Source organism: Dyadobacter sp. CY312, from assembly GCF_021390535.1.
Classification (GTDB): domain Bacteria; phylum Bacteroidota; class Bacteroidia; order Cytophagales; family Spirosomataceae; genus Dyadobacter.
Window position 1 is genome coordinate 299,991 of record NZ_JAJUXG010000009.1, and the last position, 21,525, is coordinate 321,515.

Genomic DNA, 21,525 nt, shown 5'->3' on the forward strand with positions numbered 1-21,525 from the left:
AGCTTAGGGCTCAATCCACATTGTAATAGTAATCTTTGGCCTTTTTTATAGATTTCTGACTGAACGGCGCAATCAGAATGAAATAAACTGTCAATATAATCGGCGAAGCCACAAACAGGGCAATCAGCAAGTAATATTTAAACAGATTGACATAAAACTTTCTCTTGTCCGGCGTAGTTCCTTTTTTCTTGATCAGGCTTGCCCAGATCCTGAAAATTTTCTTACCTCTCATCTCAATAAACCAGATGTCGGTCGGGATTGTGATGAGCCCCAGAGACAATATTTTTTGCTGCAAACCGGAGAAATCGCCCATTTGTAACGCACCTTTCACAATGCCTCCAAACCTTCCGGCACCATCAATATCTTGCTGGCTCACACCAGGTACAGGCAACAAATCCCATTTACGCTCCTTTTTACCTGTAAGCATCCAGTGGAAAATGGTCAAAACACTGATCAGATTCGGTTCACGATCCATCAGTGGAATGTTACCTACCAAAATCCCGCCTGCCTGTTTTATATAGGCCTTGATGCTTTCCTGAGAATTAAGCCACATATTACGCCCACCAATGATGGTAACAATAGGCGTTCCTCTCATCTTTTCCTGAAAAGCCGCATCCTGCATTAACGAAGTAATTGGCAAAGATGGCGACAAAAACCATGGCTGATAGCCAATTACAATCAGATCGTATTTTTCGGAACGGTATTGAATCGGGTGCAAAACCACAGCCTCTTCGTTGACACACTCAGGCATTGTATCGTAAAAAACCTCGCTTGTCCAGGGAAAAGCGAATGGTTTTACCGGCTTAATGTATACTCTCTCTATTTCCGCAAAATCGAAGGGTTGCAGGAAATTGTCGATAATTTCGTGCAACTGACCCGATTGCGAATAATTAATTACAAGCACCTTTTTCATTCAACAAATTCTAATATTTCAGATGCCAGTTTATTAAAAGTTATCTATTTTTAAAAAATCTGAACCTTCAGCATAATTTTTAATAACCTTTTGCAACTCCGGATCCAGTTTTTTAAAACCTTCAATGATCAATTTTTTATCCTCGTTCAAGTTTTTATTGTATTTCAGAATCTTAGGAGCATTTTCCTGAATAGATAGTCGAATAAAACGGTATTCAACGTTTTTGGGATTACTCTTAATTTCTTCTTCCAAAAGCAGAGCTCCGTTCTTGAACATCTTCACCTTATTACCCGCCCCTTTAACGAATCCTGCTTTTTTCATCTGTAAAGCTCCCTTGAAAGCATTTACAAGTGATGTACTTTTCTCAGTATTCAACCTGCTCAATTCCCTGTCAATGTTCGCTTCGGATTTCCCTGAAAGCACTTCGTAAAAGATTGACCTGTCTGTAACTATAACCTTAAATGCAGATAAAATCAGCAATAAAAAGATTACAGAACACGACCCTTTTCTCCTTGCCATATTGCTATATTCTTTCCACAAAGATAGAAATTACTCCTCACTAAACATCAAGCCTTTTCTTGCATTCCAATACGGAGTGATAGCTGTCACCGATAAGCGGATAGGTGTTTACAACCTCAAATCCGGCTGTTTTCACCAAATCCTTCATCACATCAATGCTATACATTTTACTGTTTCCATTGGCCATAATGGTAAAATATAGCGATGTTGCTACCAGACTGTATTGCGCCGCAGGATACTGTTGATTGTCGAAGAATGGTTCAAGAATGTACAGTGTTGTCTCTGCCGAAGCCGCCTGAAATGCGTTTTTAAGAATCTGAACAATTTCTTCTTTTGAGAAACAGTCTAAAAACTGGCTCATCCAGATTACGTCAGCGCCCTGCGGTATTTTTTGTTCCGTATTCAACAGGTCTATCGCGTGAAAATCAATACGGTCGAGCAGGCCCTTTTCGGTGGCATTTTGTTTGGCTACCTTCAATTGAACAGGTAAATCAAGGATTTTTATATTCACATTGGGGTCATGCTCACAACATGCAAATGACCATTTTCCTGTATTTCCACCAATATCAAAAATCAGTTTTGGATTGTTGCGAAACACAATTTTAAGCGCTTCTGGAAATGCGCCGTCAGAGTAGTAATGATCAAAATCAAACCAGGATTTCTTGGCTGGTTCTGGCAAAATGGACAGTCCCTCGTAAATCGTAGGCCAGTCTCCGAGTACTTTGAGTCCCTCAGGTTTTCCTTTCACAATGCTGTCTGTCATGGCTTTTGCTCCCATGTAACAAACGTCATTCATAAAATTGACATTGATACGCGTCATTTCATCTTTTAAAAGAAAGAATCCGGTTTTTGTAATTTTCACTTTACCTTCCTCCACTTCCAGCACACCTATCACCTCAGCAGCTTCTATGAGCAGATTGATACCATATTCTGACACATCCAGTTTTTCAACGATCGTGTCAATGCTTACTCCTTTACGATGGCTACTAATAAATTCGAGAATTCCAAGATCCCGCAGCGCGATTACTGACTGGAAAAACATGGGTCCAAATGCAATTTTCTGCGCTTCATACTTGGCTTCGATAGCCGACAATTCTTTTTTCATTCGACGTTATTATGGTTCTCTGCTCTTGCAGATGAAGGTATGATTCTGTTTTTGAATTTTCTTTTGTGCTTTTTACTTTTAACATCAACTTCGTGCCAGTTTATATATCCGCCCATCGTTCCTTTGAAACGTTGGAAGAAATTTTCCCGGTCGGATAATTTCACAAAGTTTTTCCGGGTGGTATTCGCCAGGCTGATTTGTGGTTCAGGCATCTCCATAGTCCGCAGGGTATCCAGTACAGTTGGCAGAAATCCCAGAGGTAATTCAAATCTGGCTGCGAATTTACGCATATAACTGTTTTGAAAGGGGTCTGTTGCCAATGCAATTTTTTGGAAACCCATTTCCCGGGCCATACAAAACGCGTAATACACGTTTTCTGTACTGTGTTCTGCTTTTTCTTCTGTAAATATGTTATCGCCCGGAATGCCCAATTCTTTCGCGTAATAAGCCATTACCCTGCTTTCAATGTAAGGTGTTGCTACGGCAGATCCTGAGAATATGACGTTTTTGGTGTAACCGTTATCAAACAGAAATTTCGCCCAGTGGACGCGCATTTTTAATACGCGATCCCAGTTTTGTCCATTATAGGGAAAGCCAGGTACGATGACCACGTCATAAGGCTGATCTTTTAAACCTTCGTTGAATGCCTTTTCTGCTGACCGAAACATCATTTTGGTACATCCGGTTGTAGAAAGAAAAACGAAGAAGAAAAAAAGAAGTCGGTATATCACGTTGGTCAGTATAGCTAAAAAAGAAGCTGTGAACGGCTTCAAAAGAGAAGAACAGTTCACAGCTTATGAAATTCTATGTTCAGATCAGTTTTGAGCCATGAAAATAGAAAACAATTTCTTATTTATTGTCATTTAGCACCAGTGCTCCACTTTTTGTAATATTTTGAGCCAACGTTTTCGTTCATTTTATACACTGCTCCGGCCCAGTAATTGCGAAAGCCGAAACCGCCTGCTTTACCTTCAATTTTCTCAGTCAATAAAATCTTCTTGGTTGGTAAGTCTATAAACGTAATCCAAGCGGTCATTTTCTCGGCATTTTTACTCAGACTTTCAACTACATATACCACACCAATTCCCTCATTAACACTCAGGGAATATTTCCCAACGGCTTTTCTTGCCTGATCCTCGGTCAATGTGTAATTTTCACTGGTGATGTTGTCAGCAACATTTGCCTTTTTGTTATACGTGATCATGTCGCCCACTTTTGCAACATATTGTTCTTCGCGTAGTTTTAATGGCTTCACAAGCGAAAATTTCTTAGGTTCAAATTCAATCAGATTGTTCCAGCTCACCATGTGTTGGTTCAAAATCGCATTTGGATCCATAAATCCGGCAGGACCAATATACTTGGCCTGTGTAAAGTCCAGACCTAAAAACACGACTTTGGCTTTCCCACTGAAAATATCCGACATGGTATTTTGGGCAAAACTTTGTACTGCAATAAAAAAGAGAAAGCTTAATAGTGAAAGTTTTTTCATGACGTAAGTAATTTGAACAATTTATTAACACACTTTTATTTTAACTTTTTATCAAGAAAGGCCGCAAGGCTTTTGCCTGCCTTTGCGTAAGACTCAGCAATACGCACGCCTGTATCAAAATCATATCCACCAAATTGTCCGCCTGGTACTTTTGCCATTGTTATTTCTGCAACTTTACCAGTTTTGTTGGAGGTTTCCACAACATCAATCACGAAATCGACTGCGGCATTTTTTCTCACAACTCCTACATTGAAACCTGGTTCCACAAATGTGGTTCGTACTATGAGCGTATACTTTGCATCCGTTTTGCCCCTTCCTACGATAATACCTTTGTCGGCAAGCCCCTTGTTTAGCAACTCCTCAAACTTGGGCTCGTAGCTAGATTTTCTGTCTGCCACCCAGTCCTTTTTCCAGGCGTCTCCCTTGCCTGCTTCTTTTGCATTGTATTCGGCAGCTTTTTTATCGAGATATTCCTGTTCGGTTGCAAACTTTCCAACTCCGAATGAAGAATAGTCGTACTCGACGTTAATCGTCTTTTGCCCGGAAAGAACATCCACATTCCCGGATTTTAGCTCTACTTTTTGTGCCATTGAACTGACTGACAAACACACGAATGCGGTCAAACATACTGCGCGGAATAGGTTCTTCATTTGATTTAACATGTTAAAATTTTACAGAGAAATCAAATATATATCAATTTATCAGGTTTGCGTTTTTCCTGTTTGTATATTCTGAATGTGAGTTCTTGAGCGGTAATAAATTCCAGTAAGGGCGATACACGCAAGCGTGATTTGAACAAAGAATGCAGCATTTCCTTAAACGCAGGATTGGAAAGCTGAATGGGTAGCAGCACTGTTATTTCATCATTTCCGTATTCATTCTTTGAAATAACCACCTGATACAATTCAATTTCCTTCACCATATCCAACACGTCAAAAATCGCCGGAGGAAAAATGGTTGTTCCTTTAAATTTGATCATCTGCTGTTTTCGGCCAACCACAGGACCGAGCCTTGCACTTGTTCTGCCACAGCTGCACGCAGTATAGTATACATTGCAAAGATCCCCGGTTTTGTAACGCAGCAACGGCATTCCTTCCACACCTAATGTGGTCACAACCACTTCTCCAAGCCCACCTTCTCCTACCGCATCTCCTGCTTCATCCACAACTTCCAGCACCAGCAAATCAGGGTTCACATGGCCGCCCTTTCCTTCGCTACACTCTGTGAAAGCCGCCCCCATTTCTGTGGAAGCATAGGTAGAATAGAGTTTCACATTCCACTGCGATGTGATGCGTTTGCCCAATTCATTTAAAGTAAAGTCTGCATTGCGGATGGGTTCGCCAATACATATTACAGACTTCACACTGGAAGCCGCGAAATCGATTCCGTTCGCCTCAGCATAGTCCAGTAATCTTGGGATAAAGGATGGAATTGCAATTAATACCGTGGGTGAAAAGCGCTGAATAGACTCCCATTGCAAAAATGGAGCTCCCGGACCAACACGAATCATCCCTGCGCCCATTTTGCGAGCACCCATCCAATAGGCAAGACCAGCCATAAAGCGCTTATCAATGGTGGTCATAAGCTGATAAATATCATTCGAACTCCCGTCTGCACAACGGAAAGACTCTGACTCATTATTGGCAAGCCGTTCAATATCCGCATCTGTCAGATAAAACGCCACAGGATCGCTCATTGTGCCAGACGTGGTCACAAAGTCGGCAATATTGCTTTTGGGAACACAAAGAAATGCATCATTTTGTTTTGCCAAATCGTCCTTTGTCGTAAAAGGTAATTGGGCAAGATCCACAGCCGACCGAATGGAGGTCAGATCAATTTCATTTTCTCTGAAAATTTCCTGATAATACGGAGAATGTTTAGCAACGTAGCTGATCAATTCCTTCAATTTTTCATTCTGCGAATTGTTATTCAAGCTTTCAGATTTCATGTTTTCGATGGCTGATTCATTGAGGAGAGCGAAACGTCAAACTTCACTTTTGCCTTATTCTCCCTCGATATGTTTTTTACAGGATTCAATTTTCGCCAAAATTAACGCTTTTTCATTCTCCGAGGCCACGTCACGTTTCAAAGACTCCTTGTAATATGAAGCAGCTTTTTTAAAGTTTTTTACCTTTTCAAAATAGTTACCCAGCGTCATATAGGTTATGTAGCTCACCGGGTTGTTATTTACAAATTCCTTTTCATCTTCAAAGGTAAGCTCAAAAGGTGCTCCCAACATTACGAATTTATTAATTCGCTGTTTTGTGGCCTTATACGCCTCATATTTTTGGTAATCAGCTGTTTGAAGGAATGCATCACTAGAAATTGCCAGCGAATCTATCGCCTGAAATGATTGTGTGTTGTTGAAAACATCTTTCAAATCGTAACAAATGAATGCCCCGAGCTGGTACGGAGGAGCTGAAATCCACAGTTTGCTGGCCGCCGGTTTGAACAAAATACCATGATGAGCGATGAGTTGATTGAGCGATTTGGCGTTGCCGTATCCAATAAACTTGTCGTCCAAGCCATTTTTATTCCTCAATACTTTTGCTGCACGATCCACATCCAACGGATAGGATTCTTTCATCAGCTGCATCATTCGGTCGAACCTGTATTTGGAGTCTGTATCCCGAACGTTCTTAATATTTACAGAATCTTTAATAAATGCAGCACTCTGGTAATGGTTGGCACAAACCAGGTAATCCTCACCAGATTTGTAGACATCCATTTTAGCAGGTGATTTCTCGATAATCGCAGCATTGTTATCTTTTGCCGACCCAATGAGCAGGGATTCAGAAACAAAGGTTTCACTTTTTGAGGCAATTTCGCGCGCCTCTTCTATGGTCGCTGCGTATTGTAAAATTTCTCTGGCCAATAGTGAAATCGGCTCCTTTGCCGCATAGGGAATATCCGATTTGGATGCATTCAGGGTCACTGTAATACCCTTTTCGTTCATACCGGAAACCACGCCTGTTAACCCGGCCCATGCATAGGAAGCAAATTTATATCCTTTATCAGGGTTCATGAACACGATCAGCTTGTCTTCGGCAAAGGCATCCCCCATGTAAAAATCGAAATTGCGACCAATGAGCAGGGATGAATCTTTCGATAAAGTGTTCCGCACGGCAAATGAAGTACAGCCAACCATGTTAAGATCGGTAAGTGCATGACCAATATCATGTGCCGCATGGTAATTTAAAATACGGTAATATTTAGGACCGATGTAATTGAACTGATCGGAAAAGGACTGAGAAGCACCATAAATTTCCTGCAAGTTTTCGTCAGGAATGTACTTGTAAATATCTCTGTTAAACCAGCCTACAAAACCCCTGAGAATGTGAAGGAAGAAAGCATTCGGAATCATCTCGTTGATCTGGCCCACAAAATGTACCTCCTGTTTTTCCATCAATTCCTTGGCAAGAACACCGTATATCAGTCCGCGCTCGTAAGGCGAACCTTCCAAATACATCTCCCAAATTCCATACCGATTTTTTTTCAGCCAACATTTTTCTACCTGATAATGATCTTTGCCAAGCTTTACCCGTTTGTAACTGTCGACAGATTTCGTACTTTCAATCTCGGGCGCAGGAATTCTGATTCGCCACAGGAAAAGTGCAAACAGCACCCCCATAAACAACAAAAATCCAATGAATATTCTGGCTAGCTTTCTGGCCGTTTTGTTTTTTGGAAACATATATGATGACAAAGGCAAATCCCGATGCAAGTGATCTATTACAATCGATTTCCCTTGTGATTATTAAGATTGAATCGGAGTTACAACAGAAATTTATAACTGTTTGGTTTACTCTCATGCGCAAAATTAGCAATAAATGAGTGTCGTATTTATTAAAAAGGTTTCTGAATATGCACATATCGGACTTTGGAAAATAGAAGAATCTATTGACGAGTTGCTATCACCGATACATCTGAGCGATGTGGAAAGGGCCTTATACAATTCCAAAAGGAACGTTCTTCGAAAAAAAGAGTGGCTAGCGTGTCGTAATTTATTAAAAATCATGCTCCCCGAAAACGATGGCATCTATTACAACCCTGAGGGACGACCATTTTTAAACAACAATTCCAGCCATATATCTATTTCGCATTCAGGCGACTATGCCTGCATTTACATCAACGAACAGAATCCGGTCGGTATTGATATCCAAAGGCTCAAACCAGATATCAGCAAGGGCGTTGATTTTTTCCTGAGCCCGAAAGAACTATCACAGTTTGACACCTCTGATAATACGTTACTCCATATTTTATGGTCTGCGAAAGAAACGGTTTACAAATTCTTGGGTCACAGTGATATTGATGTAAAAAAAGATATTTACCTTTTACCCTTTCAACGCAACCAAACGGGCTCAATTGAAGTTAACATTTTACATATCGGCAGTACAAAAACATTGTTTTTGCGGTATGAAATGCTTGAAAACTACATTCTAACCCGAACGAACTAAACCGATTGTCAATAACCTATGAAAAAAACGCCTACCCTTAACAAATTAAAAAAACTTCTTTTACTTTCACTTCTGCCGTTTTCATTTAACGCCTCAGCACAGGTTCCCTCGTTATCCTCAGGTGAGATATTTCAGAACATCAAGAAACTGAATGTTGTAGGTTCGATACTTCACATTGCGGCTCATCCGGACGATGAGAATACGTTACTTCTTACTTACATGTCGAAAGACCAGCTCGTGAGAACCGGCTATTTATCCCTGACAAGAGGTGATGGCGGCCAAAACCTCATAGGCGCTGAGCAGGGATACAATATTGGCGTAATCAGAACGCAGGAACTTTTGGGGGCACGTAGAATTGATGGAGCTGAGCAGTTTTTTTCACGTGCCTATGATTTTGGTTTTTCAAAAACCAGGGAAGAAACATTGAATTTCTGGGACCAGGACAAAGTCCTGGGCGATGTGGTCTGGTTGATACGCAAGTTTCAGCCGGATGTTATAGTTACCCGGTTTCCACCTGATCCAAGAGCTGGACATGGTCACCACCAAACCTCCGGATATCTTGCTGAAAAAGCATTCGCCATGGCAGCAGATCCCAAATCCTTCTCTGACCAGCTGAAATTTGTGAAACCCTGGCAGGCCAAGCGACTGGTTTGGAACACCTTTTCCCCTGGCTTTACCAACAAACCTCCTACCGGTGAGAAGTCGGGATTTATCTCTTTGCAAATAAGTGGGTATAATCCTGTTTTGGGTAGCTCGTACACTGAAATATCTGCACTGAGCAGGAGCCAGCATAAAAGCCAGGGCTTTGGAAGTTCAGCTTCGAGAGGTCAGCGGATCGACTATTTCCTTCACAAAGAGGGTGAGCCAGCGACGAAGACACTCTTTGACGGGATTGATTTAACCTGGAAGAGAGTTACAGGCAGTGGTGAAGTGCAGGAGCTCGTATCGTCCCTCATTAAAAATTATGATGTAAACAATCCCACGCTATCCGTACCGGGTCTGTTAAAACTTAACCAGCAACTTGCCGTGCTAGATAGCACCGATATCAATGTTAAAACAAAAAAGGCTGAGGTGAAAGACCTCATCGTCCAATGCCTGGGCTTGTGGTTTGAAAGTAACCCGGTGAGCTTTTCTGCAACTTCCGGAGATTATGAAAAAGTAAACATCTCTGTTGTGAACCGGAGCACTTATCCTGTCAATCTGGTTTCCTTGCGCTGGACAGGCGCAGCTTCGGACAGCACTTTAAACCTTCCCTTGCAGGAAGGGCAGGAAAATAAATTTACCGTTAACCCGAAGTTGCCCGCATCTTTAAAGGTAAGTCAACCCTATTGGTTAGAAAAGCCGATTGATAAGGGATTGTTCCAAATCGATAGTCAGCAAGCGATAGGATTCCCGGAAAACCGACCTGAAACAGTTACCAATTTTGTTTTTGAGATTGATGGCCAGAAATTCAGTTATTCAAGGCCATGGATATACAAATCCACAGATCCTGCCGAAGGTGAAATTTATCGCCCATTCGAGATCAGGCCAGCGGTTACTGTTAACATCAGTGAGCCTGTGTTCATTTTTGCATCCGTTGAGCCAAAGCAAATCAGTGTTGTTGTGGAGGCACAGCAGGGGAACACAGAAGGATCTGTTAAGCTAAACACTCCTGCGGGATGGAAATCGGTTCCGGCATCAGCTGAATTTAATATCAAAGAGAAAAATCAGGTTCAGAATTTTACATTTACAGTTACTCCTCCTGCTAAAAATCAGGAAGTAGTTGTGAGCGCGATAGCAACCGTAAACGGAAAAACTTACGACAAGTCAATCAGAACAATAGCTTATCACCACATTCCCAGCCAGACTTTATTTCCAAATGCGGAAGCGAAACTGGCAAAAATTGATGTTCGCACGACGGCTAAAAACATTGGTTACATAGCCGGCGCGGGTGACGATGTTCCCGCGGCTTTGAGGCAGATTGGCTGCCAGGTTACTATGCTTGACGGCAGCGAACTTTCCAAAGATCTCGGAATTTATGATGCGATTGTAGTTGGTGTTCGGGCTTATAATACTGTGGGTATCTTGTCTCACTATCAGGCTAAGTTGCTGGAATATGTTCACAACGGCGGAACGATGGTAGTTCAGTACACCATTCCGGGAGATGTAAAAGTTGCAAACCTTGGGCCCTATCCGTTGGTAACGGGTCGTGACCGAATTACAGAGGAGGACGCTGCTATGAAATTCCTGATTCCTGATCATCCACTGTTGAACTACCCCAACAAAATTACCCAAAAGGATTTTGACGGATGGATTCAGGAACGCGGATTGTACTTTGGACTGGATTGGGATAAGTCAAAATACCAGGCGATACTTTCAGGAAATGATACCGACGAAACGACCAAAGAAGGTAGCGTTCTTTATGCCAAATACGGAAAAGGACATTACATTTATACTGGTCTATCCTTTTTCCGGGAACTTCCTGCCGGGGTTACAGGAGCCTACAGACTCTTTGCAAATATGATTTCGGTAGGGAAAAAGTGAGTTGAGTGGGTGAAATTAAAAAGTGAGAGGTAAAGTGTACTGACTTGTCTATCGTACATTTCACTTCTCACTTCTCACTAAAAAAACTACTTTACATTCTTCCTTCTATTGCGTTGAAAGTCTTCCAAAACGAAACCTCCAAGTCCTTGTAAGTTGCTGTAATAGGCTCTTCCGTTATTTATCTCGGTAAAATTCTGAACGAATTGCTTCAAATAAGGATCGGTAGCAATCATGAACGTGGTAACCGGAATATCCAGTTTACGACATTGCGCAGCAAGTGTAAGTGTTTTGTTAATGATCTTGCGATCGAGACCAAAACTGTTTTTATAGTATCTGATTCCTTCTTTCAGGCAAGTTGGTTTACCATCAGTAATCATGAAAATCTGTTTATTACGCGTTTTCTTCCGGCGCAAAATATCCATAGCCAGTTCAAGTCCCGCTACGGTATTGGTATGGTAAGGCCCAACTTCCAAATATGGCAAATCTTTAATCTGGATTTGCCAGGCATCATTTCCGAAAACGATAATATCCAATGAATCTTTGGGGTATTTCGTCCTGATCAACTCAGCCAGAGCCAGTGCCACTTTCTTCGCAGGAGTTATACGATCTTCTCCATAAAGAATCATGGAATGACTAATATCAATCATCACGACGGTAGAAGTGGTTGTTTTCTGCTCTCGCTCGACTACCTCCAGATCATTTTCCATGAGCATGAAGTCCCCTATTCCATGGTTCACCTGCGCATTTTTTATTGACTCCGTCATGGCGATCTGATCCAGCGTATCACCAAACTGAAACTGGCGTATATCACTGCTTAATTCATCGCCAGATCCAAGATGTGGTGTGTGGTGATTTCCACCGGACTTGGATCTTTTAAGCTTTCCAAAAATTTCATCCAACGCACTTTTCCGAATACTTTTCTCGGCCTTGGGCGTCATGATGATCTTATTCTCACCATCTCTTTTTTCTTCGGATATATATCCTTTCTTTTTGAGATCGTCAAAAAAGTCGCCTATTCCGTAAGAGTCGTTCGTGAGTGTATACTGCCTGTCCAGCTGGCTTAACCACGACATAGCCTCTCCCACGTCTCCCGAAGTCATGAGCAGCAATTGCTGAAAAATATCAAATAGCTGATCAAATTTATTATTTCCGCTTTGTTCTGCTGGTACAAATTGAGTGAAACGATGTCCGCGCATGAAGGCTGAGATTAGTGGTTAATTCTTAATGGTTGGTTATTAATGCCTTCCATTAGGTTACATGAGAAACTAACAAAATACAAACGGCTACTTTCAAATTTAATCGAAAGTAGCCGTAACACAATTTTCTAAAATCAAGAATTACGCCTCTGCCGCGCAAAATTCTTCGAATGCCATTTGTAAATGCGCCGCGATCATCTCAGCAGAACGACCTTCAATGTGATGACGTTCTACGAAATGTACCAATTCTCCATCTTTAAAAAGAGCAACAGCCGGAGATGACGGAGGGTATGGCAAAGTATATTCACGCATTTTTGCAACTGCCTCGATATCTGCTCCGGCAAAAACCGTTGCAAGGTGATCAGGCTTAATTTCGCTACGCGTAACAGCCGCACGAACGCCCGGACGAGCCGCACCAGCCGCACAGCCACAAACTGAATTAATTACAACCAAAGCAGTTCCTTTGGTATTTTGCATGAAGTTATCAACTTCTTCCGCAGTTGTTAAATCCTGAAAGCCGGCATTTACCAATTCCGCTTTCATAGGCGCCACCAGGTGTGGAGGATACATATTCTTATCAGTTTAAAGTTATTTATTTAGCTTATAGCTATCAGCCAATGGCTATTAGCTTCTTATTGTAATTCATATTTAACCTCGGGCAGAAATCCGATGGCTGACTGCCGAAAGCCGTTTACATAAATCCAAGTTCAAGTTTAGCCTCCTCAGACATCATCTCTGTTGAGTAAGGAGGATCGAAAGTCAGTTCCAGACTTACATCATTAACTCCTTCGACCTCTCTGATCTTCTGCTCCACTTCACCGGGCAATGTTCCTGCCGACGGGCATGAAGGCGAAGTCAATGTCATTGAAACAAAAACGTTATTGACAGGGAAAATTTTCAGATCATATATAAGACCGAGCTCATACACATCCACAGGAATTTCAGGATCGTATACCTGTTTAATTGCCTTTACTACTTCTTCGCGTAACTCAGATTCAGACATTTATATCAGCTGTTAGCTATTATTTGTTGTAAAATTCAACTTCAATTACTTAAAGATCTCGCCTGAAATGCTACACCATAAGCCCGCATTTGTTTCAGCATGGAAGCAAGTCCGTTAGACCTGGTTTGAGCCAGATGCTGATGTAAACCGATTCTATCCATAAAGTAGATGTCAGCAGTGGCAATTTCTTCCGGAGTATGGCCCGACAACACCTTAACAAGCATATTAACCAACCCCTTCACAATAATTGCATTACTGTCTGCTTCGAACTTCAAAAGATCTCCATCCATGTAGGCATACAGCCAAACAAGCGACTGGCAGCCTTTTATAATATTATCTTCCGTCTTGTATTGTTCAGAAAGATCCGGCAATTGTTTTCCGAGGTCAATGATATACTCGTACTTGCTTTCCCACTCATCAAACAATTCAAAATCCTCAATTAGTTCGTCCTGTGCTTCGTTTATTGTCATAAATTAAAATATAAATTAAGCAGTTGCCGTTCGTTTTTCAACCCAGGTGATAATGGTTTCAGCATCTTCCAAACCAGCCTTTGCAACCTTTGCATTTGGATTTCCATCATAACTCATCGACAAATGAAGTGTATCATAAGCAGATACAAAGGAGGTCAAGAGTTTTTTATCCAATGCCGCAAGTTGTTCCTTGTACCAATCCACATGTTTCCTACCTTTTGACTTCTTACCCAAATAAGAATCCAGTGCAACTAAAATTCCCGCATAAGCTGCATGACCAGCTAACTTGACATATTTTGTATCCTGATAGTAACCATCTTCTTTTTTAGCCTTTTCACTTAAAAGTTCTTTGGCATTATCGAGGTATCGTTTTGCTTCTTGAATAGTGTTGCTCATTTTTATTTGTCGATTATGATGAAGTGAATAAATCCTAAGCTAACATTTTCACAACCTTTCTCAATCCAGTCACAAATCTATCTACCTCTTCAATTGTATTGTAAACAGCAAAAGAGGCTCGTGTGGTTCCTGTAATGCCAAATCGCTGCATCAATGGCTGCGTACAGTGATGTCCTGTACGAACCGCAATTCCCTGCTGATCGAGCAATACACCGATATCCTGATGGTGAACTCCATCAATCACGAAAGACACTACGCTCACTTTCTCTTTTGCGTTACCAATAATTCTCAAGCCATCTATTTCTTTCAAAGCATTTGTAGCATGCTGCAAAAGTTCATTTTCATGACTTGCAATATTCTCTTTACCTAATGACTCAACGTAATCCAAAGCGAATTTGGACGCGACCACATCAGCAATGTTGGGCGTTCCAGCTTCAAATTTGTAAGGTAATTCGTTGTAGGTTGTTTTTTCAAAAGTCACTTCTTTGATCATTTCACCTCCTCCTCTGTAAGGAGGCATCGCATCCAGAAGTTCCTTTTTTCCATACAACACGCCCATTCCTGTAGGGCCATATATTTTGTGCAAAGACAAAGAATAAAAATCGCAATCCAGATCCTGCACATCTATTGTCAGGTGTGAACTTGCCTGAGCTCCATCAATCAGTACCTTGGCACCAACTGCATGAGCCTTCTCAATGATTTCTTTAATTGGATTAATTGTCCCCAAAGCATTGGAAACGTGAACAACAGAAACAAACTTCGTTCTCTCCGACAGCAATTTTCCATATTCTTCCATCAAAAGCTCTCCCTCCTCATTAATTGGGATCACTTTTAGAATACAACCCTTTTCCTCACAAAGCATTTGCCATGGAACAATGTTGGAGTGGTGCTCCATGGTGCTTATAATGATCTCATCTCCTTCTTTCAGAAATTTGCGACCATAAGTTTGCGCCACAAGATTAATACTGTCCGTGGTTCCGTAGGTAAAAATGATTTGTTCAGCCAGAGGGGAATTAACGAAGCGTTGCATACTGCGACGGGATTCTTCAAAAGCCGCCGTTGCCTTCTCAGCAAGGTGATGAATACCTCTGTGAATATTGGCATTGTAGTGCTCATAATATCCCGACAATGCATCCAGAACAAGTCTTGGCTTCTGCGTAGTTGCGGCATTATCAAAATACAGCAGCTGTTTTCCATTCACTATTTCATTTAGAATAGGAAAATCATTTCTGATGGATGTTATATCGAGAATCTTGGGAGAAGAAATCATATCACTCTAAGTTAATGGAAGAACCGGCAGCAATGGAGAATTTTTGCTTGCCAAATTCCAGTTAGTTAATAATTCAGATTGATGGATGGATGCCCATTCCACCACCATTCCAAGCACCTTCGGAGGTAAAGTTCCTGTCAGAAGAGCAAAATCAACTATGCCGATTGTTGCCTGAAATTCTCCGTACTGTATATGAAAATGGGGAGGATTGTGGTCGTTATAGTACATCTGAATTAGTATACCAAAAAACCTGCTAATGGTAGGCATAAGAATTCGTTTGTTGTTGCCACTCCTGAAAAGTCATTTTTCTCAATTCGAGATAAAAAGTATCCGGACACAAATCAATCTGCTCATTCCAAGCGATTGACTTTGTGTCCGGATCAATATAAACCTTATCAAAAATATCCTGTTCCTCCCATATTTTGAACACACCCCGATCTGCAAGATGTTTCAAATCTACTTCACCTTCCACACCGTCAGCAAATGTAATATAGAGCTTATACTTGCCTAAACCTCCGACGCTTGTAATGGCTGGGAATGTCATTTTTTTCGAATTTATAAATTAAAAAAATGAACAGAATGACTTCTTTTATTTCGTAGTTAGCTTTTCAGCAATCACATTTTCGAGATACTCACGAACCGAGTCAATTTTGATTTGAGATACCACATCTGCACAAAATGCATACATCAGCAGTGACATAGCTTCCGGCTTCGAAATACCTCTTGAACGCATGTAAAACAATGCCTCTTCATCAATTTGTCCCGTGGTGGTTCCGTGCGAACACTTCACATCATCCGCAAATATTTCCAGCTGCGGTTTTGTATTCATTGTGGCCTCGGTAGACAACACTATATTTTTGCAGGACTGAAAAGCATTTGTCTTCTGGGCGTCTTCACGAACAAATATCTTGCCATTGAATACGCCTTTGGACTTGTCTCTCAAAATCCCTTTGTAAAGCTCATTACTTTCTGAATTCGGCTTTCTATGGTCAGCAACTGTGTGGTTATCAACGTGCTGCGTTCCATCAGGGAAATACAGGCCATACATGTGTGCTTCGCAATGTTCACCGTCCAGTATGATATTCAGGTTGTTACGGGTAAAACGTCCGTTTAGCGTAACAGTTCCTGCATAAAAATGCGAATTATCAAGCATCCGAACCTGCGTAGTTCCTACGTGATAAGCCTTATCACTTTCATTCTGTACTTTATAATATTCAACACCCGAGTCGCGGTCCATGTGGATTTCCGTTACGGCATTGGTGAAAGAACGCTCGGTTCCCAGTGTTCTGAAAGCCTCAGCCATTTTCACATGCGCATTACGGCCCACTGCAACAATATTCCTGGGCTGGCTTCCGACGTTCTCTGACCTGGCGTCACTCACAAAACGCAGGATAACAGGATGCTCCACGGTTTGATTGTCAGGCACATGAATAAACACACCATCAAAGGCAAATGCTGTATTCAGCGAAGTAAAAGCGTCAGTATCATCTTTTACAAGCTCATCAAAATACTTGTTTACCAGTGTTGGATTCTTCTTATAGGCACTTTGAAGTGATTCTATAATAATCTGATCAGAAGACGACACGATGCTGGAAAGCTCCTCGCTGTAATGCCCATTCACAAAATATAGAATGTTTGCAACCTGTTCAGGTATCTTCAAATCCTGCAAATCTGCCAGAGTCAAAGAGCTCTCAGCATTGAAATGGTAGGATTCACTGATCAGGTCTTTTACATTGCTGTACTTCCACTCCTCGTTTTTAGGAGTCGGAAATCCCAGCTCTTCAAAGCGACCCAATGCAGCACGTTTTTTCTGATGAAAAGCAGAACCAGCCTCTCCGTTCAACAACGATTCACGCGCGTGAAAGTCCGTTAGTAATTTCGTTTTTAAATCTATAGTCTCGGTACTCATTCCGTAATTAAGTAATTGGTATGGGATTGGTATTCGTTGCAGCAGATCCGGAACAACTCCGGGGTAATTTTAGCCCAGGGCCTCCACTTCTGCTTTGATCCAATCATATCCTTTTTCTTCCAATTCCAATGCAAGCTCCTTAGGTCCCGATTTTACAATACGGCCTTTATAAAGAACGTGAACGTAATCAGGCACGATGTAATCCAGAAGGCGCTGGTAATGCGTAACCACAATAGCCGAGCGATCCGGAGAACGCAGCGAGTTAACACCTTCTGCCACAATACGTAAAGCATCAATATCCAAACCGGAGTCAGTTTCATCCAATATAGCCAGCTTCGGTTCAAGCACGGCCATTTGGAAAATTTCATTGCGTTTTTTCTCTCCTCCTGAAAACCCTTCATTCAACGCACGCTTCAACAATGAATCATTCATGCTGACAAGCTTCGCCTTTTCACGAACCATTTTCAAAAACTGCGCTGCGTCCAAAGGATTCTCTCCTTTGTACTTGCGAATTTCATTCACTGCCGTCTTCAAAAAATTGATCGTAGTAACACCAGGAATTTCTACCGGATACTGAAAAGCAAGGAAAATTCCTTCTGCCGCTCTTTCCTCAGCTGCAAGATCCAATAGGTCTTTACCGTCAAAATCTACACTTCCACCAGTAACTTCATACTCTTCTCTTCCTGCCAAAACCGAAGCCAAAGTACTTTTTCCGGAACCATTAGGCCCCATAATAGCGTGTACTTCACCAGGTTTTACTTCAAGATTGATACCTTTTAATATTTCTTTGCCTTCGATAGAAGCGCGTAATTCTTTAATAGAGAGCATAACTAATTTTATACTTTAATATGTAGTCCGTGGTAATTTACCGCAAAAGTAGTAAGCTTTGCTGGCATATGAAAATAACCGCCCACCGGATCGCAGTCAAACGTTTGTATACTCTACAACCTTTTTCCCTTCCCGCCCGTTCCCCGCATTCTAATATTTAATCCTAAATTGAATGCAGAAGTGTGATCACCACTGAAATTTCTAAATTATAGCTTTTACTTTGCGTTAAAGCATACGCCCGATTTACTATGAAAACGACTCATTCAACATCCTCAAAAATACATGTTGCCTCGGAAACTGCGACCCTGAAAAGATTACTGGTACACAGCCCCGATCGCGGCCTTGGTAAAGTAGTACCCTCAAAAGCACAGGACTGGCTATTTGAAGATATTGTTCATCTGGACACCATGAGACGCAGTGAATATGACTACTATATCAAGCTGCTGTTGTACTTTCTGGATCCTGCAAAAATCAAAGGGAAACTTAGCGAGATTGATTCCGATGAATCGCGTTCCTTTTACATCCCCGGAACAGCTGGGTATTTTAATTCCGATAAAGTCATCGACATTCAGCAGTTGCTGGGGGATATTCTGAAAAACGATCTGGTTCGGCTAAAACTCACTGCAGCCATTTGCGGTATTGAAAAGTGTACCTTTCAAACACAACAGGAACTTCATCATCAGGATCCGTTCGAGCTGGCGAAAATTTTTATTTCCGGTTCATATTCCGACGATCGGATGTTGTTCGCTCCCTTACCCAACCTGATATTTATGCGGGATATCGGCATTGTGATTAACGACCATATATTGCTGAACAAACCTGCCAAAGCTGCACGCACGAGAGAATCTATACTGGCCCAGTTCGTTTTTTTTCACCATCCTATGTTCGCATCGGTACGTGACAAAATCATTGAAATACCTGATAATGAGCGACATTTTTTGCTCCCCGATGATGAGAAAGCAAGTGATTATCACAGGTGTACACTGGAAGGCGGTGATGTAATGATGGTTGCTCCCCGGCACTTATTGATCGGATGCAGTGAACGAACTTCAATTTATGCGGCGCAACAAGTAATGAAGCTACTTTTTGACAAGAATATTATCGATACAATAACGATTATCAAAATTCCAAAGAAACGGGATTACATGCATATTGATACCATTTTTACTCAGGTCAAGAAAAATATCTGGGTTTTGCTCGGGGCTTTGGCGCGTGTAGGTGACGAATCCAGGAAAAAAGATGTGCTTCATTTTTTTGGATCGGAAAAAACCAGTCAGGAATTTAAAATCCTTCAATTTATAAAGGGTTTGGAACATAAGCCGATCGAAATAGAGAACCTGGAAGATCTGCTCACCGATATCAGCCGTAATGATCTTGGGTCGACGGAAGATGTAAAATTCATTTATTCAGGAAATAATGAATTTCCATACGGGGAACGTGAACAATGGACCGATTCCTGCAATTTGCTCGCTGTAAGAGACGGAGTTGTGATAGGTTATGATCGGAACGACAAAACACTTGAAGCTTTCCGGAACGCTGGCTTCAAAATTATCAGTGCAAAAGAGTTAATTGGTAAATTTGAAGCTGACGAACTTTCACCGGAAACGCTAACCAACACATTCATCACATTGCCCTCAGCCGAGCTATCCCGGGCAAGAGGCGGGTCTCATTGTATGAGCATGCCCCTCCTTCGTGAATAAAAATCTTGGAAAGAGAACATTAGATTTGTAAATTGCAATAACCGCCAATACTAAAACTCCTATGCGAAACATCACTTCAACAGCACAGATCCAGCCACAATCCACGGCACATATCATGATGATCAGACCGGCTCGGTTTGCATTTAATATTGAAACTGCCGGAAGTAACGAATTTCAGAAAACCGGTCTTGTCGAGAGTGATTCTGTTCAGGAAGACGCAAGAGAAGAGTTCGATCTGATGGTTTCCCAAATGGAAAAAACCGGAGTGGATGTTCACATTTTCGATGACAATGAGGATCAACTTCGCCCGGACGCTGTTTTTTCCAACAACTGGGTTTCGTTTCACCAAAGTGGCAAGGTGGTATTGTACCCTATGATGGCCGAAAACCGCAGGGCAGAACGCCGACATGATATTATTGAAGCGTTAAAAGATGAATATAAAGTAGAAGAGATTATAGATCTTACACACTTCGAAAAAGAAGGGAAATTTTTGGAGGGGACCGGAAGTATGGTGCTCGACAGACGATATAAAATCGCCTACGCATGCCTATCCCCACGAACTCATCCCGATGTATTACAGGCATTTGCCGATGCAATGGGATATGAACTAGTCATTTTTTCAGCATCTGATGAGAATGATAAAGCCATTTACCATACCAATGTCTTGATGTGTGTCGGAGATATATTCGCTGTGGTTTGCCTGGAAGCAATAAAAAATCCCGATGAACGCCAAATGGTGCGGTCGGTGCTGGAAGAAACCAACAAGTACATTGTAGAAATCTCTTTGGAGCAAGTCCGGCAGTTTGCAGGAAATATGCTCATGATCAGAAATGTCAAACAAGAAAAATTTCTGGTGATGTCTACGCGGGCATACAATTCACTCACCAAAAAACAGCGTGAAATTCTGAATGATTACGCAAGGATCTTCCATAGCGATCTTCATGTAATTGAAAACAATGGAGGCGGATCTGCACGGTGCATGATGACTGAAATACATTTGCCGAGGAGATAGCTTGAAACAAGAAAAAAGCCGATTGTCGGAACATTCCAACAGTCGGCTTTTTCTTGTTGCTTCAATAGAATCTAGCTATTGATATCAGCCTTAGCTTTCTCAATTTTAGCTTTTGTTTTAGCTTTAAACTCATCCCACTTCTCAGCGGTCTCATCCTGAGTTTCATTCCAGGATGCTTTCAGTTCGTCACGTTCTTTATTCAGTTCTTTCTTCCTTTCCTGCCATTTGGCTTTTTCTTTCGCTGTCGCCTTTTCCATTTTGGCATCCGCCTCTTCTACTTTCTTGTCGATTTTCGCAACAGCGTCGTCGATATCCGCTTTCAGGGCGTCTTTGTCTTCTTTAACTTTTCTTTCAAAATCGTTACCAGCTTCTTTTATATCTGATTTAGCCTCGGCTACATTTTCGTCCATATCCTCTTTTGCTTCCTCTACCGTTTCGTTTGCTGAATCTTTGGTTTTTTCCGAGCAGGAGGTAAATGTCAGCATACCGACTGTCATCATGGAAGCTACCAAATAAGTGATCTTTTTCATTTTACTGGTGTTTAATTAATTAAGTTGTTTAATCAACAGTTTCAATAGAAAAATCCAACCACTTCATTTTTGTTGTGTTATGCCAGGAAATTGTAGAAAAAGCTCCGCAAATTCGGCATCCGTCGTTTCCTTTCTGAGCAAAATTCAGATGAGCGTGATTTTTAGATAACTTTGCTACCTAAATGATTCCTGAACCTTGATTTAT

At 41.5% G+C, this 21,525-nt stretch carries 23 protein-coding genes; 4 read left to right on the top strand and 19 right to left on the bottom strand.

The genetic code is table 11. The features are described from left to right. Nucleotides 1–10: 10 nt before the first annotated feature. From LZG71_RS14400 to LZG71_RS14435, 8 genes are all read right to left on the bottom strand, one after another. Nucleotides 11–913 (bottom strand): hypothetical protein, encoded by a 903-nt coding sequence (locus LZG71_RS14400; protein ID WP_233821394.1) that lies wholly within the window; start codon nt 911–913, stop codon nt 11–13. 33 nt (nt 914–946) lie between these two features. Continuing rightward, on the bottom strand, nt 947–1,432 hold the full coding sequence (locus LZG71_RS14405) for a hypothetical protein (protein WP_233821396.1): 486 nt from the start codon (nt 1,430–1,432) through the stop codon (nt 947–949). Nucleotides 1,433–1,472: 40 nt separating this feature from the next. Next, nucleotides 1,473–2,537, bottom strand: coding sequence for a methyltransferase (locus LZG71_RS14410; RefSeq protein WP_233821397.1), 1,065 nt, complete (start codon nt 2,535–2,537; stop codon nt 1,473–1,475). Next, nucleotides 2,534–3,208: a YdcF family protein gene (locus LZG71_RS14415; protein WP_233821399.1), complete on the bottom strand. Its 675-nt coding sequence runs from the start codon at nt 3,206–3,208 to the stop codon at nt 2,534–2,536. The genes LZG71_RS14410 and LZG71_RS14415 overlap by 4 nt, the downstream gene beginning before the upstream one ends. A 188-nt stretch (nt 3,209–3,396) precedes the next feature. After that, a complete protein-coding gene (locus LZG71_RS14420; protein ID WP_233821401.1) occupies nt 3,397–4,026 on the bottom strand; it encodes a hypothetical protein in 630 nt (209 codons plus the stop codon). A 35-nt stretch (nt 4,027–4,061) separates the two neighbouring features. Continuing rightward, nucleotides 4,062–4,616 (bottom strand): hypothetical protein, encoded by a 555-nt coding sequence (locus LZG71_RS14425; protein ID WP_233821402.1) that lies wholly within the window; start codon nt 4,614–4,616, stop codon nt 4,062–4,064. Between the two features lie 92 nt (nt 4,617–4,708). Then, nucleotides 4,709–5,974, bottom strand: a complete 1,266-nt coding sequence (locus LZG71_RS14430) for a phenylacetate--CoA ligase family protein (RefSeq protein ID WP_233821404.1) — start codon at nt 5,972–5,974, stop codon at nt 4,709–4,711. Between the two features lie 54 nt (nt 5,975–6,028). Next, on the bottom strand, nt 6,029–7,720 hold the full coding sequence (locus LZG71_RS14435) for a C45 family peptidase (RefSeq protein WP_233821406.1): 1,692 nt from the start codon (nt 7,718–7,720) through the stop codon (nt 6,029–6,031). 136 nt (nt 7,721–7,856) lie between these two features. Here LZG71_RS14435 and LZG71_RS14440 point away from each other — a divergent pair, with 136 nt between their 5' ends. Both LZG71_RS14440 and LZG71_RS14445 read left to right on the top strand, forming a co-directional pair. Then, complete coding sequence (locus tag LZG71_RS14440) at nt 7,857–8,483, top strand: 4'-phosphopantetheinyl transferase superfamily protein (protein WP_233821408.1); 627 nt, start codon at nt 7,857–7,859, stop codon at nt 8,481–8,483. 18 nt (nt 8,484–8,501) lie between these two features. Continuing rightward, nucleotides 8,502–11,006, top strand: a complete 2,505-nt coding sequence (locus LZG71_RS14445; RefSeq protein ID WP_233821410.1) for a PIG-L family deacetylase — start codon at nt 8,502–8,504, stop codon at nt 11,004–11,006. Nucleotides 11,007–11,092: 86 nt separating this feature from the next. Here LZG71_RS14445 and LZG71_RS14450 read toward each other — a convergent pair whose 3' ends face one another. From LZG71_RS14450 to sufC, 10 genes are all read right to left on the bottom strand, one after another. Continuing rightward, complete coding sequence (locus LZG71_RS14450) at nt 11,093–12,202, bottom strand: VWA domain-containing protein (protein ID WP_233821412.1); 1,110 nt, start codon at nt 12,200–12,202, stop codon at nt 11,093–11,095. A gap of 141 nt (nt 12,203–12,343) precedes the next feature. After that, complete coding sequence (locus tag LZG71_RS14455) at nt 12,344–12,772, bottom strand: BrxA/BrxB family bacilliredoxin (RefSeq protein WP_233821414.1); 429 nt, start codon at nt 12,770–12,772, stop codon at nt 12,344–12,346. A 121-nt stretch (nt 12,773–12,893) separates the two neighbouring features. Continuing rightward, nucleotides 12,894–13,205, bottom strand: a complete 312-nt coding sequence (locus LZG71_RS14460; protein WP_233821416.1) for an SUF system Fe-S cluster assembly protein — start codon at nt 13,203–13,205, stop codon at nt 12,894–12,896. A 41-nt stretch (nt 13,206–13,246) separates the two neighbouring features. Continuing rightward, nucleotides 13,247–13,675, bottom strand: coding sequence for a SufE family protein (locus LZG71_RS14465; RefSeq protein WP_233821418.1), 429 nt, complete (start codon nt 13,673–13,675; stop codon nt 13,247–13,249). Between the two features lie 15 nt (nt 13,676–13,690). After that, nucleotides 13,691–14,071 (bottom strand): DUF5618 family protein, encoded by a 381-nt coding sequence (locus tag LZG71_RS14470; protein ID WP_233821419.1) that lies wholly within the window; start codon nt 14,069–14,071, stop codon nt 13,691–13,693. A gap of 34 nt (nt 14,072–14,105) precedes the next feature. After that, complete coding sequence (locus LZG71_RS14475) at nt 14,106–15,341, bottom strand: cysteine desulfurase (protein ID WP_233821421.1); 1,236 nt, start codon at nt 15,339–15,341, stop codon at nt 14,106–14,108. Nucleotides 15,342–15,347: 6 nt separating this feature from the next. After that, the gene (locus LZG71_RS14480) at nt 15,348–15,608 is read right to left on the bottom strand and encodes a DUF4160 domain-containing protein (RefSeq protein WP_233821422.1); all 261 of its coding nucleotides are present in this window, start codon (nt 15,606–15,608) and stop codon (nt 15,348–15,350) included. After that, entirely contained in the window at nt 15,595–15,885 is a 291-nt protein-coding gene (locus LZG71_RS14485; RefSeq protein WP_233821424.1) for a DUF2442 domain-containing protein, read from the bottom strand. The genes LZG71_RS14480 and LZG71_RS14485 overlap by 14 nt, the downstream gene beginning before the upstream one ends. Nucleotides 15,886–15,930: 45 nt before the next feature. Then, complete coding sequence (sufD, locus tag LZG71_RS14490) at nt 15,931–17,250, bottom strand: Fe-S cluster assembly protein SufD (protein ID WP_233821426.1); 1,320 nt, start codon at nt 17,248–17,250, stop codon at nt 15,931–15,933. Nucleotides 17,251–17,319: 69 nt separating this feature from the next. After that, nucleotides 17,320–18,078, bottom strand: coding sequence for a Fe-S cluster assembly ATPase SufC (gene sufC, locus LZG71_RS14495; protein WP_233821428.1), 759 nt, complete (start codon nt 18,076–18,078; stop codon nt 17,320–17,322). Between the two features lie 248 nt (nt 18,079–18,326). Here sufC and LZG71_RS14500 point away from each other — a divergent pair, with 248 nt between their 5' ends. After that, nucleotides 18,327–19,778 carry an arginine deiminase family protein gene (locus LZG71_RS14500; RefSeq protein WP_233821430.1) on the top strand — a complete coding sequence of 484 codons (1,452 nt, stop codon included), beginning with the start codon at nt 18,327–18,329 and terminating at the stop codon, nt 19,776–19,778. Nucleotides 19,779–19,839: 61 nt separating this feature from the next. Next, complete coding sequence (ctlX, locus tag LZG71_RS14505) at nt 19,840–20,790, top strand: citrulline utilization hydrolase CtlX (RefSeq protein WP_233821432.1); 951 nt, start codon at nt 19,840–19,842, stop codon at nt 20,788–20,790. 71 nt (nt 20,791–20,861) lie between these two features. On the opposite strand, the gene LZG71_RS14510 is transcribed toward ctlX, so the two are convergent. Further along, nucleotides 20,862–21,320 carry a hypothetical protein gene (locus LZG71_RS14510; protein ID WP_233821434.1) on the bottom strand — a complete coding sequence of 153 codons (459 nt, stop codon included), beginning with the start codon at nt 21,318–21,320 and terminating at the stop codon, nt 20,862–20,864. Nucleotides 21,321–21,525: the final 205 nt, after the last annotated feature.

Bases quoted from the DNA above. Each gene is read 5' to 3' on its own strand.
- LZG71_RS14400 (WP_233821394.1), bottom strand. From the start codon at position 913: ATGAAAAAGGTGCTTGTAATTAATTATTCGCAATCGGGTCAGTTGCAC.
- LZG71_RS14405 (WP_233821396.1), bottom strand. From the start codon at position 1,432: ATGGCAAGGAGAAAAGGGTCGTGTTCTGTAATCTTTTTATTGCTGATT.
- LZG71_RS14410 (WP_233821397.1), bottom strand. From the start codon at position 2,537: ATGAAAAAAGAATTGTCGGCTATCGAAGCCAAGTATGAAGCGCAGAAA.
- LZG71_RS14415 (WP_233821399.1), bottom strand. From the start codon at position 3,208: ATGATGTTTCGGTCAGCAGAAAAGGCATTCAACGAAGGTTTAAAAGAT.
- LZG71_RS14420 (WP_233821401.1), bottom strand. From the start codon at position 4,026: ATGAAAAAACTTTCACTATTAAGCTTTCTCTTTTTTATTGCAGTACAA.
- LZG71_RS14425 (WP_233821402.1), bottom strand. From the start codon at position 4,616: ATGGCACAAAAAGTAGAGCTAAAATCCGGGAATGTGGATGTTCTTTCC.
- LZG71_RS14430 (WP_233821404.1), bottom strand. From the start codon at position 5,974: ATGAAATCTGAAAGCTTGAATAACAATTCGCAGAATGAAAAATTGAAG.
- LZG71_RS14435 (WP_233821406.1), bottom strand. From the start codon at position 7,720: ATGTTTCCAAAAAACAAAACGGCCAGAAAGCTAGCCAGAATATTCATT.
- LZG71_RS14440 (WP_233821408.1), top strand. From the start codon at position 7,857: ATGAGTGTCGTATTTATTAAAAAGGTTTCTGAATATGCACATATCGGA.
- LZG71_RS14445 (WP_233821410.1), top strand. From the start codon at position 8,502: ATGAAAAAAACGCCTACCCTTAACAAATTAAAAAAACTTCTTTTACTT.
- LZG71_RS14450 (WP_233821412.1), bottom strand. From the start codon at position 12,202: ATGCGCGGACATCGTTTCACTCAATTTGTACCAGCAGAACAAAGCGGA.
- LZG71_RS14455 (WP_233821414.1), bottom strand. From the start codon at position 12,772: ATGTATCCTCCACACCTGGTGGCGCCTATGAAAGCGGAATTGGTAAAT.
- LZG71_RS14460 (WP_233821416.1), bottom strand. From the start codon at position 13,205: ATGTCTGAATCTGAGTTACGCGAAGAAGTAGTAAAGGCAATTAAACAG.
- LZG71_RS14465 (WP_233821418.1), bottom strand. From the start codon at position 13,675: ATGACAATAAACGAAGCACAGGACGAACTAATTGAGGATTTTGAATTG.
- LZG71_RS14470 (WP_233821419.1), bottom strand. From the start codon at position 14,071: ATGAGCAACACTATTCAAGAAGCAAAACGATACCTCGATAATGCCAAA.
- LZG71_RS14475 (WP_233821421.1), bottom strand. From the start codon at position 15,341: ATGATTTCTTCTCCCAAGATTCTCGATATAACATCCATCAGAAATGAT.
- LZG71_RS14480 (WP_233821422.1), bottom strand. From the start codon at position 15,608: ATGCCTACCATTAGCAGGTTTTTTGGTATACTAATTCAGATGTACTAT.
- LZG71_RS14485 (WP_233821424.1), bottom strand. From the start codon at position 15,885: ATGACATTCCCAGCCATTACAAGCGTCGGAGGTTTAGGCAAGTATAAG.
- sufD (WP_233821426.1), bottom strand. From the start codon at position 17,250: ATGAGTACCGAGACTATAGATTTAAAAACGAAATTACTAACGGACTTT.
- sufC (WP_233821428.1), bottom strand. From the start codon at position 18,078: ATGCTCTCTATTAAAGAATTACGCGCTTCTATCGAAGGCAAAGAAATA.
- LZG71_RS14500 (WP_233821430.1), top strand. From the start codon at position 18,327: ATGAAAACGACTCATTCAACATCCTCAAAAATACATGTTGCCTCGGAA.
- ctlX (WP_233821432.1), top strand. From the start codon at position 19,840: ATGCGAAACATCACTTCAACAGCACAGATCCAGCCACAATCCACGGCA.
- LZG71_RS14510 (WP_233821434.1), bottom strand. From the start codon at position 21,320: ATGAAAAAGATCACTTATTTGGTAGCTTCCATGATGACAGTCGGTATG.